Annotated in this window: 14 protein-coding genes; 5 read left to right on the top strand and 9 right to left on the bottom strand. The window is 42.9% G+C overall.

Going from position 1 to position 19,109, the window contains the following annotated elements; translation table 11 throughout:
- Positions 1 to 64 precede the first annotated feature (64 nt).
- From PHI47_RS02680 to PHI47_RS02660, 5 genes are all read right to left on the bottom strand, one after another.
- Positions 65 to 715 carry a uroporphyrinogen-III synthase gene (locus PHI47_RS02680; protein ID WP_299933485.1) on the bottom strand — a complete coding sequence of 217 codons (651 nt, stop codon included), beginning with the start codon at positions 713 to 715 and terminating at the stop codon, positions 65 to 67.
- Between the two features lie 12 nt (positions 716 to 727).
- A complete protein-coding gene (guaA, locus tag PHI47_RS02675; RefSeq protein WP_299933483.1) occupies positions 728 to 2,272 on the bottom strand; it encodes a glutamine-hydrolyzing GMP synthase in 1,545 nt (514 codons plus the stop codon).
- Positions 2,273 to 2,354: 82 nt separating this feature from the next.
- Positions 2,355 to 3,683: a sodium:proton antiporter NhaD gene (gene nhaD, locus PHI47_RS02670; RefSeq protein WP_299933481.1), complete on the bottom strand. Its 1,329-nt coding sequence runs from the start codon at positions 3,681 to 3,683 to the stop codon at positions 2,355 to 2,357.
- Positions 3,680 to 5,164, bottom strand: a complete 1,485-nt coding sequence (gene nadB, locus PHI47_RS02665) for an L-aspartate oxidase (RefSeq protein ID WP_299933479.1) — start codon at positions 5,162 to 5,164, stop codon at positions 3,680 to 3,682. Before nadB ends, nhaD begins: the two co-directional genes overlap by 4 nt.
- Positions 5,121 to 5,249, bottom strand: a complete 129-nt coding sequence (locus PHI47_RS02660) for a hypothetical protein (RefSeq protein ID WP_299933477.1) — start codon at positions 5,247 to 5,249, stop codon at positions 5,121 to 5,123. The genes nadB and PHI47_RS02660 overlap by 44 nt, the downstream gene beginning before the upstream one ends.
- Before the next feature lie 70 nt (positions 5,250 to 5,319).
- Here PHI47_RS02660 and uvrC point away from each other — a divergent pair, with 70 nt between their 5' ends.
- The 5 genes from uvrC to PHI47_RS02635 all read left to right on the top strand — a co-directional run bounded on the left by uvrC (position 5,320) and on the right by PHI47_RS02635 (position 12,993).
- The gene (gene uvrC / locus PHI47_RS02655) at positions 5,320 to 7,128 is read left to right on the top strand and encodes an excinuclease ABC subunit UvrC (protein WP_299933475.1); all 1,809 of its coding nucleotides are present in this window, start codon (positions 5,320 to 5,322) and stop codon (positions 7,126 to 7,128) included.
- 70 nt (positions 7,129 to 7,198) lie between these two features.
- Positions 7,199 to 7,612, top strand: a complete 414-nt coding sequence (locus PHI47_RS02650) for a PAS domain-containing protein (protein ID WP_299933473.1) — start codon at positions 7,199 to 7,201, stop codon at positions 7,610 to 7,612.
- Between the two features lie 10 nt (positions 7,613 to 7,622).
- Positions 7,623 to 9,188 carry a hypothetical protein gene (locus tag PHI47_RS02645; protein ID WP_299933471.1) on the top strand — a complete coding sequence of 522 codons (1,566 nt, stop codon included), beginning with the start codon at positions 7,623 to 7,625 and terminating at the stop codon, positions 9,186 to 9,188.
- A gap of 11 nt (positions 9,189 to 9,199) precedes the next feature.
- Complete coding sequence (locus PHI47_RS02640) at positions 9,200 to 12,598, top strand: ATP-binding protein (RefSeq protein ID WP_299933469.1); 3,399 nt, start codon at positions 9,200 to 9,202, stop codon at positions 12,596 to 12,598.
- Positions 12,599 to 12,615: 17 nt separating this feature from the next.
- Positions 12,616 to 12,993, top strand: a complete 378-nt coding sequence (locus PHI47_RS02635; RefSeq protein ID WP_299933467.1) for a response regulator — start codon at positions 12,616 to 12,618, stop codon at positions 12,991 to 12,993.
- A 50-nt stretch (positions 12,994 to 13,043) separates the two neighbouring features.
- On the opposite strand, the gene PHI47_RS02630 is transcribed toward PHI47_RS02635, so the two are convergent.
- The 4 genes from PHI47_RS02630 to PHI47_RS02615 are packed head-to-tail and all read right to left on the bottom strand — an operon-like array spanning position 13,044 to position 19,052.
- Positions 13,044 to 13,544: a type II secretion system protein gene (locus PHI47_RS02630; protein ID WP_299933464.1), complete on the bottom strand. Its 501-nt coding sequence runs from the start codon at positions 13,542 to 13,544 to the stop codon at positions 13,044 to 13,046.
- The gene (locus PHI47_RS02625) at positions 13,520 to 14,425 is read right to left on the bottom strand and encodes a type II secretion system protein (RefSeq protein ID WP_299933462.1); all 906 of its coding nucleotides are present in this window, start codon (positions 14,423 to 14,425) and stop codon (positions 13,520 to 13,522) included. The genes PHI47_RS02630 and PHI47_RS02625 overlap by 25 nt, the downstream gene beginning before the upstream one ends.
- Positions 14,425 to 15,192, bottom strand: coding sequence for a prepilin-type N-terminal cleavage/methylation domain-containing protein (locus tag PHI47_RS02620; RefSeq protein WP_299933460.1), 768 nt, complete (start codon positions 15,190 to 15,192; stop codon positions 14,425 to 14,427). Before PHI47_RS02620 ends, PHI47_RS02625 begins: the two co-directional genes overlap by 1 nt.
- A complete protein-coding gene (locus PHI47_RS02615) occupies positions 15,186 to 19,052 on the bottom strand; it encodes a choice-of-anchor L domain-containing protein (protein ID WP_299933458.1) in 3,867 nt (1,288 codons plus the stop codon). Before PHI47_RS02615 ends, PHI47_RS02620 begins: the two co-directional genes overlap by 7 nt.
- Positions 19,053 to 19,109 lie beyond the last annotated feature (57 nt).

Raw genomic sequence — 19,109 nt, 5'->3', positions numbered from 1 at the left:
TGTAGAACCCTCATAGTGCGGTTACTCGCTGCGCCCAGAGAATAGAATTATAACCTCAAAATGCTTAAAAGGGGGAAGGAGTTTGGGCAATTTTTTGTGCCAATTCTACGGCCGAAGCAACACTGGTTTGGGGGCTTACAATGACCTCATACGCACTTTGAAACGCACGCTGAGTCGTTTTACCTATCGTGACAATAGTATGGGAGGGGAGTATCTGATAGGATGCATTAAAACATTCAATCGATGAGGGGGACGTAAAAACTAAAACAGCGTCCTGGGCAATGGTATAATGAGAAGCTTCTTTATTGCACGTTGTCTCATAAAGAATCGCTTCATCAATCTCAAACCCTTCACTCCGTGCACGCTCAATCCATTCAGATGCAATCACTTTTGGACGCAGATAAAGCCATTTTCCATGACGTTTTTTTGTACGTAACACATCCGGAATCGATTTTCCGTATCCATCACCCACTTCGATCTGTTCAGCTCCCGCTTGCCGTGCCGCTTCAGCCGTACCTTCCGATACGCAGATACATTGAAGATTTCCCCATTCGAATGTGTACTCTTGAAGGGCTAAAAGGGCTTGCTTTGAGGTGACGATAACCCCTTCGTATTTCGAAAAATCAATGACAGGATGTAAAAAAGTAATGGTGAGAATAGGGATGTGAGTCACTCCCGCATAGGGAGTTTTGGAGATAAGATAGATGGGGCGCAAAACGCGTACCCCTTATTCCCACTCGATCGTTGCAGGCGGTTTTGAGCTGATGTCGTATACGACGCGGTTAATCCCGTCTACTTCGTTGATGATACGACGGCTGATTCGCTCTAGCAATGTGTGAGGAAGATGCGCAAATGTTGCCGTCATGCCATCTACCGCTTCGACGACACGGACACACACGGTGTTGTCATAGGTGCGGTTATCACCCATAACCCCGACCGATTTTACGTTGAGCAATACGGCAAACGCCTGCCATGTTTTGGTGTAATAGCCGCTTACTTTGAGCTCATCGAGCAAGATAGCATCCGCTTCGCGCAAAAGATTCAAATCCGGTTTGTTCACTTCACCCATAATACGGATACCAAGACCCGGCCCCGGGAACGGATGACGGTTAACGAGTGAATCCGGCAGTCCTAGTTCAAGCCCGAGTTTACGTACTTCGTCTTTAAACAAATCACGAAGAGGTTCGATTAACTCGAAATCCATCCAATCGGGTAATCCACCAACGTTATGATGTGATTTGATCGTAACCGATGGACCGTTGACTGAAACCGATTCGATAACGTCCGGATACAATGTCCCCTGTGCCAAGAATTTGATCCCGTCGTGTTTTTTCGCTTCGGCTTCAAACACTTCAATAAACGTGTGTCCAATAATTTTACGCTTGGTTTCCGGATCGGTAACACCGGCAAGTTTCCCGAGGAAATTTTCTGAAGCATCCGCAACAACGAGAGGCACTTTGAGGTGAACTTTGAAAATGTTTTCAACCGATTCACGTTCACCCTTACGGAGTAAGCCATTGTCAACGAATACCGGAATCAACTGATCGCCGATCGCTTCGTACAACAATGCCGCAACAACCGAAGAATCGACTCCTCCGCTGAGGGCACAAAGAACTTTCCCATCTCCCACTTGGGCACGGATTTTGACGATTTGTTCTTTGAGAAAATGTCCCATATCCCATTTTGACGTAATACCGCAAATTTTGCGTGCAAAGTTGCGAAGCATCAAATATCCCTCTTCGGAGTGATTTACCTCAGGGTGATACTGCATAGCATACACTTGTCGCGCTTCATCCGCAATCGCCGCATACGGAGAATTCGGTGAATAGGCGATCGGGACAAAACCTTCCGGCAACACATCAACTTTATCAGAGTGGCTCATCCATACGGCACGCTCATCTTCACACCCCTCAAAAAGGACAGAGTGTTGCGTCATATCGATCGTAAGTTCCGCTTTACCGTATTCGTGATGGTCACTTCGAATAACCGAACCGCCGAAATCGACCGCAATACGCTGCATACCGTAACAAATACCGAGAACCGGAATACCAAGGGCATAAACCCCTTGATCCACTTCATACGCATCTTTATTGTAAACCGATGAAGGACCGCCACTGAGAATAATCCCTTGCGGATTTTTTGCTTTGATCGCATCGATTTTTGTGTGATAAGGGAGAACTTCGCAATAGACTTTATCTTCGCGCAAACGGCGAGCGATCAACTGAGTGTACTGAGAGCCGAAATCGAGGACGATAATACTGACATCTTTCACGGGTAAGCCTTTAAGGGTAAGATGATTAGGAGGGGATGAGTACCCTTTAGTGATGAAAGGATACTCTAAAGATATTTAGGAGTTAATAAAGACCTAATATCATGAATTGAAAATACCATATTGCAATCGATACAACATAGCCTACTAATACGGTCCATCCCAGTTTTATATGGGATGCAAACGTATAAATCCCAGGCATTTTTCCCATCACTCCGACACCTGCGGCACTTCCGAAACTGATCAATGATCCTCCTATACCCGCGGTCATCGTCACCAGCATCCATTGAGCCTGATCAATTGCCGGATTCGCTTTAAGAACAGCCGACATTACGGGAACGTTATCTACGATTGCCGAAAGGAAGCCTACGCCGATATTAACGACAGTCGGATCGAAAAGTTCATATAACTTTGCGGCATAAGCTAAAAAACCTACGAAATGAAGAGCCCCGACTGCAGCCAAAATACCGAAAAAGAAAAGTAGTGTATTGTTTTCTATTCTGCTCATCGCCTGAAAGATACTAACATCCTGCTTGTACTTTTTTTGGAGATGATACATATAAAGCTGCAAAATTGAGAGTCCGAAAAGCATCCCCCACATCGGAGGCAAATGCATTACCTGCTTACCAATAACCGCTAATGCAATGGTTAAAGCACCAATTCCAATAATAACTTCTCCCCCCTTGAGGATTTCAATTTTTGAAGCTGCATCAGGATCACCCTCTTTATTCGGATCAAGATCGGGAACATATCTGCTTAGTAAAAATGCCGTGATGAGCCATCCAAAAAATGCTGCCGGAAAAAGATAAAGAAATTCAACAAATGCCCCTTTTCCCGCTGCCCATACCATCAACGTCGTAATGTCTCCAAACGGGCTCCAAGCCCCACCGGCATTGGCGGCAACAACAACATTGATTGCACTGGGGACTAAAAATGCTTTATCTTTCCCCTCAATCGTCAGTAAAACGGTAGAGAGGATGAGTGCCGTTGTCAAATTATCCGCTATAGGTGAGATAAAAAATGCAAGCAATCCTGTAATCCAAAAAAGTTCACGATAACTATACCCTTTGGCAATTAACTTCGATCGTAAAGCACCAAACACTCCTCGTTCAATCAAGGCTTCGATAAATGTCATCGCAACAAATAAAAAGAAGAAAATTTCGGCGATTTCTAAAATAAGGTGGTCGATAGCTGCTTCAAAAGGGGTAAAATCTACTCCGTTTATAAAATAGTATCCTCCGATCAACACATACATAAACGTACCGATAAAAAGGGCCGGTTTCGCTTTATCGAGATGATATTTTTCTTCTACGGCAATAAAATAGTACCCCACGACAAAAATAATCAATAACAACCATCCAAACGGATGTGCGGCAAGATTCAACGCCGTATGTTCGGACACTTGAGCTGTCATTTTTTATCCCCTTTGTCCATAAAATGGACACCGATCGATTCGGTACGGTTTAATGCCCCTTCAATAATCGCTAGTGCACTCAAAAGACGAAGACGCAACAATCTTCCGATCTTTTCACCGAGCATCGATTCAACAGCTTCTTTAGCCCGATTTAACCCCTCTGGAGTACGAACGATCGATACGTTGTCCCACATGATATGCCGAAGCGCATCTTTTTTCTCTTTATCTTCGGGAAGCTCAAGTACTTCTTCTGATAGTTCAAAATGACCGTCACAACTTTTAATCGGCTGGGTCAAGATCGATTCTGCCGCTTTTTTAGCAAATACAAGCCCTTCGAGCAATGAGTTACTTGCCAGCCGGTTGGCTCCATGCACTCCCGTCGAAGCCGCCTCTCCGGCAGCGTAAAGCCCTTTTATTCCCGGTATGCTTCCGTCAATATTGGTTTTAATGCCCCCTACCGCATAATGAAAGGCAGGGGAGATTGGAACACGTTCTTTCGGAAGATGAAATCCCATATCGTTCAACGATTTGTAGATATTCGGAAAGCGCTCTTTAAAATACTCGCTCTCAAAATCTTCACAGGAGAGATAGACCTGTTTTCCGCTTCGCTGCTTGTAATCATAAATCGCTCGGCTGACGATATCACGCGGAGCCAGTTCACCGCGAGGGTCATATTCAAATAAAAAACGGTAACCGTTTTCATCGACCACATGCGCCCCCTCACCCCTAAGTGCTTCGGAGAGAAGCTGTTTACGCACCCAGTTATTCGCAACAAAAACGGTCGGATGAAACTGCATCATCTCCATCGATTCAAGTTCAATTCCTTTTTCGATACAGATACCGTGCAAGTCACCGCTGATCGTAGAAGCATTCGTATGATATTCATACAAGGACCCTACCCCTCCGCTGGCGATAACAACGTTATCTGCGTAGATAAGACGTCGTTTTCCCTCATTGATAATTTCAACACCGCAGCATTGGTCGTTTTCAATAAGCAGATCAACGACTGTCGCATCGCTGAGCATCGGATGAGGATTTTGGTTTAGGAGAAAAAAGTGCAGATGTCTCCCCGTCGCATCTCCTCCGGCATGGAGAATACGACTGCGTGAGTGGGCAGCCTCTTTCGTATAGAGGAGATTCCCCTCTTCGTCTTTATCAAAACCAAACCCGCGATCGATCAAATCATGAATTACCCCTTGAGAATCTTCACTCATCGTTCTAACTGCTTGAACGTTACACATACCAGCCCCTGCATCGAGCGTATCTTGCACATGCAGCTCAATATCGGCATCATCATAAGCGGTTGTCACTCCACCTTGCGCATAATAGGTATTACATTCCCACGGGTACGATTTATTGATCACTAACACTTTCAGTGTCTTCGGAAGGGCAATCGCCGTATAAAGCCCCGCTACCCCAGATCCGATAATCACAACATCATAGCGCAACGGAAGAGTTCTCTTTCGGTGAGGGTTTTTCATAATACGGAGGAGCCTTATAGCCGCATCCGCCCAAAAGTGCCATCATTGTGGCGGCACATAAGGCAATTATTAATTTTTTTGCCATTTTATCCCCTCATCTTCTTCTAGGGGGATGTTATAATAGCTACCATAAATTATTCATTAAGAGATTCACTATGATTGAGCAAATTCGCTCCCTCCCTCATCAAGCGGGAATTTATCAGTACCTGGATGAAAAAGGGAGAATCCTCTACATCGGAAAAGCAAAGAATCTTTCCAAACGGGTCAAAAGCTATTTCAATCTTACCCCTATACTCATTCCAAAATCGGCATTGTCATTACGAATCAAAAAAATGCTTTCCGAAACGGTAAGATTGCACTACATCATTGTCGAAAACGAACACGATGCTCTGATTTTAGAAAACTCCCTCATCAAACAGCTTAAACCCAAATACAATATTCTTCTGCGTGATGATAAAACCTATCCTTACCTCTATGTTGATATGGAGGAACCCTATCCTCGGTTCGAACTCACCCGAAAAATTGTCCGAGGCAAAGGAATTCGCTATTTCGGCCCTTTTTCAGTCGGTGCGCGCGATATACTCGACTCCCTCTACGAACTGCTCAAACTGGTGCAAAAGAAAGGGTGCCTAAAAGGGAAAAAAGCCTGCCTTTTTTATCAGATGGAACAATGCCTCGCACCATGCGAATTTCCGATATCCCGCGAAACCTACCTGCCGATGGTGATGCAGGGGATAGAGTGGATACAAAACAAACGACGTCTTATTAAGCAACTTGAAGCAAAGATGGAGTTTTATTCCGAATCGCTCCGATTCGAAGAAGCGCTGACGCTGAGAGATCGAATCGAGCGGATCAGAAAAAGCGAACTAACCTCTCAGATCGATCTGGCATCCGCCGAGAACTATGACGTCTTTGCCATCGCCACCAACGAAACACGCGCTTGTATCCTCCGCCTTTTTATCCGTGAGGGAAAAGTTGCTTCAACCTCCCACGATTTTCTCCCCCTTAGCCTCTCCTTTTCACTTGATGAGGCATATGAGCGGACATTGATGGGATTCTACGGCAATGAAAAGCCTCCTATTATCGCCCCGATCTTGAGCGCGCATTCTTTTGAATCGAGCGATTGGGTCTGCGAACACCTTAGCGAGCTCTTCGGAAAAAAAGCCAAGTTAGAAGTACCGCAACGAGGGGCAAAAAAAGAGCTAATCGATTTAGCTCTCGCCAACGCCTATGAGCTTCTTCGTACCCCTCAACCCTCCAATGATCCGCTTCTTCATTCTCTCCAAGAATTGTTTCTTCTCGATACGCTTCCCGCTAGAATCGAAGTATTTGATAATTCCCATTTCGGCGGTACTGCACCCGTCGGAGCTATGATCGTATATGACGATGGCCGTTTTGATAAGAAAGGATATCGCACATTTCATCTGCATACCCACGACGAATATGGACAAATGGACGAAATGTTACGACGACGAATCGATGGATTTGCCAATAATCCACCTCCGGATCTTTGGGTGCTTGACGGAGGCGAGACATTGCGTACCTTAGCGGTTGATTTACTCAACTCTCACGGCATCCATCTCGATGTTATTGCGATCAGTAAAGAAAAAATCGATGCTAAAGCACACCGTGCGAAAGGTTCCGCACGTGATATCCTCCATAGCACAGCAGACACATTACGATTGGAAAGTTCGGATAAACGGCTCCAATTTGTCCAAATGCTCCGTGATGAGGCACACAGAAGCGCCATTAGCTTTCATAAAAAAAGCAAACTAAAACTTGATCAACACTCAAAACTTCTCTCGATTCATGGAATTTCTCAAGCAAAAATTCATAAACTGATTGAATATTTTGGAACGTTTGAAGCCATTGCAAAAAGCGATTTTGAGACACTTCGTGAACTAATCGGGGCAAAAGATGCGAAAAATATCCAAAATTGTTACCCTGATGAGATATCTAAGTAATCTTTTATGGAGTTTATGCCATATTCCACGGATTGTGTTTTCAGCAGTTTTTTAGCTAAGGGGTCAAATAATGGAAAAACCTATTCCAATCGACGAGGAATATTTGTTTGAAGGGCGTGCCATTGTCAGCGAAACGGATCTCAAAGGGATCATAACGTTTGCCAACCGAAAATTTTGCGAAATCTCCGGCTACACCGTCGAAGAACTGATTGGCGAACCGCATAATATTATTCGTCATCCCGACATGCCAAAAGCCGGATTCGCACAAATGTGGAAAACAATCCAAGGCGGCGGAATTTGGCACGGATTGGTTAAAAATCTCCGAAAAGACGGACGCTATTACTGGGTAGATACGGAAGTTACTCCGACGTATGACAGCAATGGACAGGTAAAAGGGTATATGGCCGCTCGAAAGCCGGCATCACGAAAAAATGTTGAAGAGACTGCAGCGTTGTACAAAAAAATGCTTGAACAAGAACAATAAGGGGAAATGAGTGTTATTTTACAATCATAAACACGAATTTATAGGTATCGATGAAGAGGGATTAAAACTTCTAAATTACGCTACTTTGGAAGATTTATTAGGGGTATGCTCCGATGTGGCCGACTTATTTGCAAAAGAGCCGGGATACATCCATAATTTCAAAAGTTTCGGCTGGATCGATTTTTTACTCCACGCCGATTCGGATGCCAGATCTGCTATCGTTCATGGTAATGGCCGCACATTCTCTTGTACCCTTCAAGTAAGCAATCTCTTCTTGTCCGCAGAGCCTAAACAAAGCGGCTATATCATCGATATGGTACATATACAGTCGATCAGCGGTGATGAAATTAAACCAGTAATTCCAAAACCGCCTCAATATATCAAAGAGATTCATGAACCGGTTCCTGTTACACCTCAACCCGTACTATTTGCCACTGACAGCCTTCCTGATTATACTGATCTTATTCCCACTCCTTTAAGTGAGCCTGGAACCTTGGATGTTCCTTCCTATAACGAAAGTGATTTTGAAACATCTTTCCATCCCTCATCAGAAGATATATATGCAAAGCTAACACTCCCCCTCAGCGATGCAGAGCTTCACAGAGAGGAGATCCCTGCCCCTGCTGTCGAATCACGGGTAGAGCTTCCAATGCTTGGAGACATTCATTACAGCCGAGCCGAAAAAGAGTTTATTAATAATCTAAAAGTTGACAAAACCTATCGTTTTGATCCCAATGTTGCCGCCCATGAACTGGGTCTCCCTGTTGATCTTATTTTGGAATTTATCGGCGACTTCATTCAACAGTCTTACGAATTCAAAAACGAACTTTTTGAAGCGGTTCTCAAAGGAGACAGTAATAATATTAAAATTCTTTCCCATAAACTCAAAGGGGTAGCCGCAAATCTCCGTATCGAAGATGCCTTTGAAACACTCAGTGTCATCAACACTTCAGCTGATCCGATAGAAATCGAAGCGAATCTGAAATATTTCTATACTATTATCAGCAAATTAGAGGGGAAAGAGCCTGTTATGGCTCCGGAAGAGGCTCCGGTTGAAGTACCCGTTAAAGCACCGGACCTTACTGCTCCTGTAACGGTAACGTATGATTCATCATCTGATGATATCTACGAATTGTCACTAAAAAAAGATGAACCATTAATAGTTCGTGAAGAATTATTTATTCCCAAATCAGTTGAAGAAGATGTTTCAGAAGAAATTGATTTAACGCCGGAAGTTTCAACGCAAGAGAACATTTTAGTTGAAACACCAATTCAAAGTCTTCATTACGATAAAGATTTCATTGCCAATCAGCTTGGTATTGAACACGATTTCTTCGATGAATTGATCGATGAATATAAACATGATTCGCTTAAAGCCGGTCAAGAAATTTCAGCTGCTATCAGTGCGTTTGATACCCATTCATGGAAACGAACTGCTTCTCAGCTTAAAGGGATTAGCGATAATCTCCGATTGAGTGAAATTTCGGACGAATTAGCAATTTTGTCACAAACCAATGACGCACAGGAAGCTAATAAAGCTTCCAAACGCCTCAATGGTTTTCTTGAACAATTATAAGAGGATATCCCATGCAATTAGGACTTAGAAATCGACTCCGCCTCATCAGTCTCGTACCGATTCTGATACTTTTTACCCTTGCCAGTTACTACGTTTTCGATGCGTACGTCAGTTATAAAGGGGCTGGGCAGCTTCAAGTGAGACTTGAAGGGAATAAACAGCTTACCGAATTAATCAACAACCTCTCACGTGAACGCGGTATGACGGTGATGTATATGGGAAATGCTTCTCCGGCAACCCTAAAATCACTCCATGCTCAACGCCTTATTGTTGATGAGAAAGTTGCAGCCTATGAAAAATATTTAACAACTGTTGGACATGCCAATAACGCTGAAAGTGCCAAAGCAACAGCATTAAATGCCCTTATTGTGAAACTTCAAAATCAGCTTAATCAATCACGTCCGTTCGTAGATACGCAAAAAGCTGATTTCGATCAGGTATTTTCAGATGTTTATGGAAAATCTCAAGAACAACTGATTAATGAACTTGCCGAACTGGCAGGTCTTCATTTCGATGATGAGATTAACGCCCTCTCCACGACCTATCTTTCTCTCGTTCGCGCAAGTGAATACAGTAGTATCGAACGCGATTACATCACCTATCTCCTCTCTCGTGCTGCCCCACTAAGCGCCGGTGAGCTTGATAAATGGATTAGCCTTATGAGTAAAGCTGATATGCTTACGATTGAGGGGATGAAAGACAAAGATATCCAATCTAAAATCAAAGCTACTCTATTCAGTGAAGACAATACTGAACTTTTCCAAGATATTACAACTGAACGAAGCGGAATTTTGCAGCTCAGTGCTACCGGAAAATACTCAACACAGTCGGGTATTTGGTTCGCAATGATCTCAGAGAAAATCGGTGCCATTGACGGTGCTCAAAAAATTCTGATCGAAGCAATGGACAAACGTGCCTTGGCAATCCAACAGCATGCCGTTCAACTTCTAATTATAGCGATTATCGTTTGGATCATTGCCGTTTTGGTTGCCGTATTGGGTTACTTCCTTTCAGCTGAGATTACCAAAAATATCCAAAATCTCGAATCGGTTCTCAAACGGGTTGCCGAAGATACCCACGACACCGAAGCAGAAGCTCTCAGTCATACCATCAATCTTGATACGGCCGAAGGTACAGCACAAGCATATTCATTGCTAGAACGTATCATTGAACAAACCCTTAATGATAAACAATATGCGATGGAAGCATCCGAAGCCAAATCGATGTTCTTGGCAAATATGTCTCATGAAATCCGTACCCCGCTCAATGGTATCGTCGGATTTACCGAATTGCTCAAAGATACCGAGTTACACGATGAACAACGTGAATTTATCGATATCATCGAAAAAAGCTCTGAGAATCTTCTTGAAATTATCAATAATATTCTTGACCTCTCTAAAATTGAAAGTAATAAACTCGAAATTGAAGAGATCGTCTTTAATCCGATGGATGAATTTGAAAGCGCTGTCGAAGTATATGGTGTTCGCGCGTCTGAAAAACATATTGACCTTGCCTGTTATGTTGATCCAAGCCTTGAGCGTCCGCTCAAAGGGGATCCGACAAAAATCAAAGAAGTTGTCATCAATCTTCTCAGTAACGCCGTCAAATTTACCAACAGCGGTGGAGCGATCAGTGTCGATATCCGACGTATCGAATGTGATACCCCAAATCGTGCACGAGTTCGTTTTGAGGTAAAAGATAACGGTATCGGGGTAACCAGTGAACAACGTTCGCGTATCTTTGAGGCATTCTCTCAAGCCGATACTTCTATTACCCGTAAATACGGCGGTACCGGATTGGGTCTTACCATATCAAGCCGCTTCGTAGAGCTAATGGGATCTAAACTCGATCTAGAAAGTGAACCGGGCAGTGGAACAACGTTCTTCTTTACCCTTGAATTTGAAGAAATCGAAACACTCAATGAACCGCTTAAAGGATCATTCTCCAATATCAATGCCGTCATATTGGAAAGCAATACGAAGAAAAAACTCCAAAACACCTATCTGAAAGAGTATCTGGATTATTTCGGTGTCAGTTATACGACCTTCCATGAACTTGATGAACTCAAAATGTTAGAACGTCAGGTCAATTATGACCTGTTATTCATTGATAATGATTATACGAATGACAGTGACATTATGGCCTATGCTTCGACTCAAGAGCAGTTGGTTCTTATCACCAAATCATACTATATGAAAAAAATCGATTCTATGGGAATCGATATTTTCAAAGTTCTTTATGAGCCGCTGAATAGTTCTAAAATTCGTACGACGTTGGATGCTTATGATGCCGAAGCATTCAGTAATCGCAAACAAAAAGCAACCCGCCGTAAAAAATTCGATGAGAAAAACTCCAAATTTGCAGCGAGCGCATTGGTTGCCGAAGACAATGTCATTAACCAAAAACTAATCCGACGTACCCTTGAAGATTTAGGCCTTGAGATCACCATCGCTTCCAATGGTCTCGAAGCATTCGAAAAACGTAAAAACGGTACTTTTGATATTATTTTCATGGATATCCAAATGCCGGTATTGGATGGGATTGAAGCAACACAAGAAATTTTAGACTTTGAAGAAGATTATTCACAACACCATATTCCAATCATTGCATTGACAGCCAATGCACTTAAAGGAGACCGTGAACGCTTCTTGAGCGCCGGTATGGATGAATATACCACCAAACCGTTGGTACGTGCCGAGATTATTGGATTACTCAATAATTTCTTGTCGCATAAAATTATCGATATTAAAGCCGTACCTAAATCAATCCATGATATTACACAATCTTCTGATGCAGAATCCATAGATGAGGATACTGACACGAAAAATGAACCTTTAGTAGATATCGCAGTACCTCAAGTAGAAGAAGTTGCTGAGATTATTGAAAGTGAGAATATCTTTAAAGATTCTTTCGAAGCAACTCCGGTAGTGAGTGAGGAAATTTCCGAACCGGCTGTTGAAGATACAATACTTCCAGAAGAAGAGACCCTAAATGATGTAATCGAAAATGAGATTGCTCCGGTTGCAGATGAGAGCCTCCCTGAAGTTCGTCGTTCAGCCTTTGATGCCGATATTTTGATTGCCAAACAAAATACATTGGAAATGAAGCTCTTCTCACGTATTTTGGATGATTTGGGATACACCTATAAAAGTGTCAATACGTCAGATCAGTTGATGTCTGAACTAAAAGATCACCGTTACAAGCTTGCATTATTTGACAAAACACTTCGCGAACTAAATCTCAAGGATCTGTATGATATAATCCGTACCAATGATAGTGAAACATCGCTTGTCATGCTCATCGATCCAAGTGCTACGGAAGATGTTGAAGATACGATGTATGTGCATGAAATCATCAAAAACATCGTTAACAAAGACTTACTCCGTCTTGTTTTTGAAAAATTTATTTAAGATTGGGGAAATTCTAAATGGGCGAGAAAAAATTAAAAGTGCTTGCGGTTGATGATGATATGATCAATCTCAAGTTACTCAAAACCATGTTAATGAAAACCCCGAACGTTTCACAGGTTGTTGAAGCCAAAAACGGTGCGGATGCAATCGGTGTACTCAAATCGCAAAATGACATCGATATTATCTTGCTCGATATCATTATGCCTGTGATGGGTGGTATTGAAATGCTAAAAGTAATCCGTGCGGATGAATCTCTCCGTCAGCTTCCTGTCATCGTCCTCACCACCGATGAGACCAAAAAAGGGGAAGCGTTAGAGTGCGGAGCAAATGGATTCTTGATGAAGCCAGTACGTGAAAAAGATGTCCTCGCTAAAATCGCACAACTAGCCCTTTAAAAAACGCTTCCATTACCCCTTATTGGGGTAACTCTTTAACCCATATTTTCTTATAGTTTTTGTAATGTTCTTCGTTCATAGCGGATTGGTTCGGTAAGATTTAATTGATTACTGCTTGTAACTGTAACATCCATCAGCACAGTTCCATTAGACTCAGGTGTTTGAGCAATTCCCCCGGTGCCGGCAATAGGAGTACACCCTCCATATACGGTTAGAACTCCCCCCACATCATGAAACATTATGTATTGCAAATCAATTCCAATGTTAAACATCGGGTTGGCTGCAGTAGGATAGACCATGTTAATCCTATTGATACACCCGTTCGTCGTATTTACTTCATGCCCTGAGACAGCCAAGATTGCATATTCTGTTGCACTGCGAGCCAACAGCTGTGCTTGTTCATGCAGATAATCATCTTGCGTACGATTGGTCGAAATTCCTGCCATTGATATCGATGCCGCCATCATCCCGCCGATTAAAACCATCAAAAATATTGCCATAATCATGGCAAATCCCGGACGTTTGTTTAATAAATAGTTTTTTCTTTGCATACTGAAAACGCTCCTGTTCCTCCGGAGAGATTATTATCGCTTACACACACTTGCACTTTTAACGTATCTCCGATACTTGCAAACGCTATTGAACTAACATCTTCCATTAATATTTGAGAGGTGCCTTGCTGATATGTTTCTCCATCCCATGGCTGATAATCGTACCATAATTGAAGTTTTTGACGGCCATCCACATCTGTAAAGAGCTCCAAAGCATACGCAGTCCATGCCAACCGATAATACTCATAAATATTAACCCCTCCGAAAGTACCGGTACCGACAACAGGGGAAAATTGATCAATTCCTCCTCCTATGTTTATCCGATGCATATTAACGTTTTGATTTCCCAAAACCCCTTGCCATCCAAAACCGGTTAAAACATTGATTGTCTCATCCCCTATAAAGAAAAGGGCAGGTGATGCTACTCCTGATGGAGCAAGGGAAGTAATAACACCTGCGATACGATTCCAGTCACTTCCCGGAGAGACTAGATTATTGGTCGATCCAAGCCCGTTATCCACATCGATAAAACCGCTCCACGTCGATGCGGTACCTGCTCCATCTCCGCGCATCCCGTCAACATCATACCCGATCCACTCAAAAACAACATTACCCGCTACATCATTGGTCGTTGAAAGTGCTGTCGGTGCCCCGCCATTTTGACGAACCACCATCGATTCACGAATCCGATATTGTAAACGGTTGGCAATCTGAGTTACCGCTGTTTCGCTTTGGGATAATAGACGGTTGTTCATGGTTCCGACTACAAAATCTTCATACGTTCTTAGCAGTAGTTCGGTTCCAAATTTTGCCAGTATCCCCATTATCACGATAACGATCAAAAGCTCAATCATCGTAAAAGCATGTTTTACTTTTTTCATCAGTATCTTCTTTTGTAGGGTTTGGTTTCACCGATATTGGCAGCGTAGGCATTTAGTACACTAATCAGATCCGGATTACCGTCATTATCGTCATCTCGACCGAATATTGAAATACTGACCATCCGTAAATTGGTCGGCCCCGCAACCGGTGTATTGGAAAGGACAAAAGTGTTCGCAACAAGCGGGTTCGGAGTATTATAATTGATCGTTCCGCCTGCGGAGTTTATTTGATCATCAATATAGTTCACCGCTGTCGTCATAGTATAGTTTGCCTTATATCCCGCCGCTGCATCAACAACCACTGCTCCGGCAAGTCCTTTGTCATTTGCGACATTGGATGCCTGTCCGTTAAAATCGTCAATCCCCCGCACCAATAGACTGGGGTTATCATTTCCAATATTTGAAACATCAACTGCTATTCCAAATCCATCTCTGCGTGTCTGGCGACTGATCAATCCGGGTCTATTGTTAGCATTGGTTACATCAAACGTGGGAGAGGTATTCGCATTCGCTGTAACCTTAACCACACCTGCCAATACATCAGCCCCCTCTGCCGCCAACTCTGCATTGTTTGCATTTTCATCCCATGGGAAACTCAATGTTTGCAAAAGCTTGGCTGATGCCGCAAATATCCCTTCCTGGTTCAAACTTCCTTGTGTACTGGCCGTATTAACTTGGATAATCATCGGTACGGTCAACACCGTAATACCTATAATCACCAATGCTAATATGACTTCAATCAAAGTAAAAGCGCTGCGTCTTACCACATGATCCTCCTGCTGGAGTTAATGGCGGCATCGTTATCGGTTGCTTGATTCGATTTACTTTCACCAATCCATCCGCTCTCTTTGTTAAATTCTAACATATACTCATTGCTATTTGGATTTAAATCTCCTGGACGATTATACACCAGCCATGGAGACGGAGTATTTTGGATCAGTACGGTATAGGGATAATCATTCTGACCGCTATAGTTGACGCCGTAGCGTTCGAAACCTGTTTTTGTTTGTGTTACGACAATACCATTAATCCCATTTTGTGATGCCCGTGAAATCGTTACGGCATTCGTCACCTTAGTTGACCCAACCGCCGTTAGATCAAGGTCTGCTCTCCCGTAAGGATTCAAATAGTGATCAGCATGATTAGCGGCATTGGTCGGATCTACGTCATTATGATCGAGATTTAGATACCAATCTCTGTCATCTCCCCGTAATGCGACTCTTCCGCTTGGGAGCAAAAGAGGATTTGCATTGACAATACCTAAGAGATTGCAATTACTTACGCCGTCATCCCCACAGAATACTTCAAAATTTACACGAACATTCCCGAAGGCATTTACCTGAGCCCTCGGAGAACGGATACGTGTATACTGCCCTTGTGCACGACCATAATAGTGGGCTACACTAAAATTTGTCACCGTATTACCTGTCGGCTCATGCGAAGTGAGACCATCGGCTCGATGCTGACACTCCGCTGGATTTGCGCAGCTGACACCAAAATCGCCAAAGGTGACAGTAATAGGGTTGACTACGACAAAACTATTACGATCATAATTAAGCCGAACCTCAGTTTTTAGAGTTCCGGCACCGTCTTTGGTAAAATTACTGTCATCGGCAGTGCGTAACCATTTATTCCCAAACGGAACGACCGTTGTATTGTGCTCTTGTAAAACAACCCCGGTCGAGACATTTTTATCGCTAAAGCGCGCTTGATAATTTGACAGATTTTGGTTTATGCTGTGGACACGGTTCAGGGTAATATTCATATCTTTTGCATAACAGTTGCGTACGAAATTACTTAAGGCACCATTGGTTGCACCTTGTGCAGTAATTTGATAATCGCCTCGTACCGACATATTCATTTCATTAGAGTTATTAATATCTGCCATATAAACAAATTTTATATCTCCGGTATTGAGGGCAATATTAGGTGGAACGGAACTACTATTTCCCTCCCCTATTCTAAAACTTCCGCTCATTCCAAATTGATAAGGATGAAATGTTAAATTCGAATCATTGTACTTCACTCCGGTATTATGATTCAAATGGTTCGAAGAAATTTCACATCCAACCATATTCAGATTGTACGTATTATTGACAGCATCATAAAGAGGAACTTCACCCCCTACGGCACAATCGTTTCCGGAAATCCAATTCGTGTTTCCGACATGATGATTCATCGGTGCCTGATCCACTGCGGCCCATTTTTTATCCCTTGCTTGTAAGACATATCTTCCGACATTATTGTGATTGCGCGTTTGATTGGTAATTTTTCCGTCAACAAAATAAAATTCAAGAAACGGGCTGGTAATATCATTACAACCGGTCACCACATGTCCGTTAGGTTCCCAAGCCAAGGTTACATTTCTATCAGCTGAACTTTGTGTACTGCTGAAGGAAGCAACATATCCCGGTGTCGGAGTCGAATCAATATGATTGGTAGCATTGGCATCAAAACTATACATATACCCAGCCGAAATATTTGCGTCCGAGGGAATAGCACCCAATCCTGTTGGATCTTTCATCTGTACATTGAACGCCTCGGGACGAACGGCAAAGTTATCCCGTGAGCATACTACCCGCGTTTTCATTCCGTAAATACACTCCATACAGACTTGTAATTCAGCAGGTGACATCCCGGTACCTTGACCGCCGCCATTACTTCCGCACCACTGAGGTACGGTGTCATTGCTGTTTGGATTTCCATCAATGTCTACCATACACTTCTCACCGGCATACGTTGTAAAATATTTCAACTTTGATTTTCCATTTGCCAACGTCTCTACCTGAACCGAGCCGTTGTTATCATCCAAGTTATAGCTCATTCGGTATGCAACATTTTCACGCACTTGATTATAGAATTGACTTTCGGTCACACCGATATTCATCCCTGTTCCCAAAAGTGATTTATCAAAATTTACATTGGTCGTATTTGCATCGAAATTTCCAATTTTTACCCATGCTCTTGGGGTAATGGCACTCCTTGGATCCGAGCAGGACGCATTGGTCTCAAAATATCCGCCGGCATCAATCATCTCGACCGCGACAACCGTATTGGTCGCTTTTACAATATTAGTACTGATTGGATCAAATGAGACCAGCTTCATCTCCGTCGGACGATTCGCTATTTGTGTCGGAAGATTGTATTTGACATTTGTCGATCCTGCGGTCAACGTCCCCGTATTCAGCTGTTTATCTACCATATTAAAGATACCCGGTGTGGGCTGATATGAAACCGTAGAAGCACACATTGGAACTTTGTTGCTTCCCAAAGTATAACTGTACGGGATCGTTACCCCCTGAACACTCAAATCAAAACTCAAAGAAGCATTAAGCGGCATTTTTAACGTATTAACAGATGGCATCAAACTGTATCCAAGGTAAAAATATTCATTGGATTTTAATTGCCCGATCGGAATATCATGTATATAGTTGTCAGCTACACTCATACCATTTGTGCTATCCGGAATCGATGTTGCCGTCATTTGATTCGGTGCGATCAGACTGACACTGTTTGGTGAATAAACCGCTTGGCTTATATTGATATCATTAATGCTCATTTTTAAATTTTGGGCTGTCAATTCAGACGTTTCCACATTTTTAATGTAGATTGAAACCGGTACAACGGTATTTGGGAACACGGTACTATCTATTTGTGGCGTTTGCCCAATATATGTTTTATTGGTTATAAACTGGTTGTTTTGTTTGTAAGCATAGTCATAACAAAGCTGCGGTCCGCGAATCCCCATGATTTTATTGACAAACACCCCTGTGTCCCATTGACTATCACCGGTGTCCGCCAATGCCATTTTAAAATGATAGGTAACCCCCGGAGTGAGATTATCCAATGTCGCGTGCAGTCTATGCGTCAACCCGTCATATTCGACATCTACCGGAGCTTGTGATTGAGTACAATTGGGAACACCAGTCCCCTTTACACAGTTGTTAATAAAATATTGAGAATTGGTTAAAATTTGAGGTGTAGTATCATCATAAATGCCGACGCTTCCATTATTAACATTATTAACCGTTACCGGAACGTAGTTTTCAATATTAGCCGTTGTTACAATCGTCGAATCATCCACAACTCGTGCGATGTTATACGTTTTGGTTAAATCTCCCCCTGAAACAAAAAAGCCAAATGCATCATTAAATTGCGATCCGACATATTCGTTATACTCTTCCGATGCAAACTGATAATCGACCATCAGAAGCCGTGTATTTGCTCCCAGGGTAACATCGAATTCAAACACCACCGTATCGTATCTTGCCTTTGCATCAATCGCCAATAGATCTGCATCTGTTGAACTGCCGGAATTATCAAGTGATGTACGCCATGAACTATTTGTGGTAAAAGATTCATTAACACTCATACCCGTTAAAATAATCCCCTCATCAACTTCTAACTTTGCCCCCGCAATCCCGTTCGAAAATGTCCCCGCCTGAGAAGCTTTTCCTCTCTTAAGTTGGGGATTGGTAATTGTGATACCCGGCCCTTGAATTTGAGCTGCCAGTTGAGCCGCAGTAGCACCGCTTACATAAGAAGCTGCACCCCATCCTGAGACAGCAACTATCATCGCCGCAGTAAAAACGGCGGTTAGTCGTGCAATAAGTTTAAAATTTCTCATGTAATCCTCCTCGGGATTTTTAGTACACACACATTCAGGGCTCGGTAGAAACTAACT

The sequence above is a fragment of the Sulfuricurvum sp. genome (assembly GCF_028713855.1).
GTDB lineage: Bacteria > Campylobacterota > Campylobacteria > Campylobacterales > Sulfurimonadaceae > Sulfuricurvum.
This window is presented reverse-complemented; position numbering and strand designations above follow the sequence as displayed.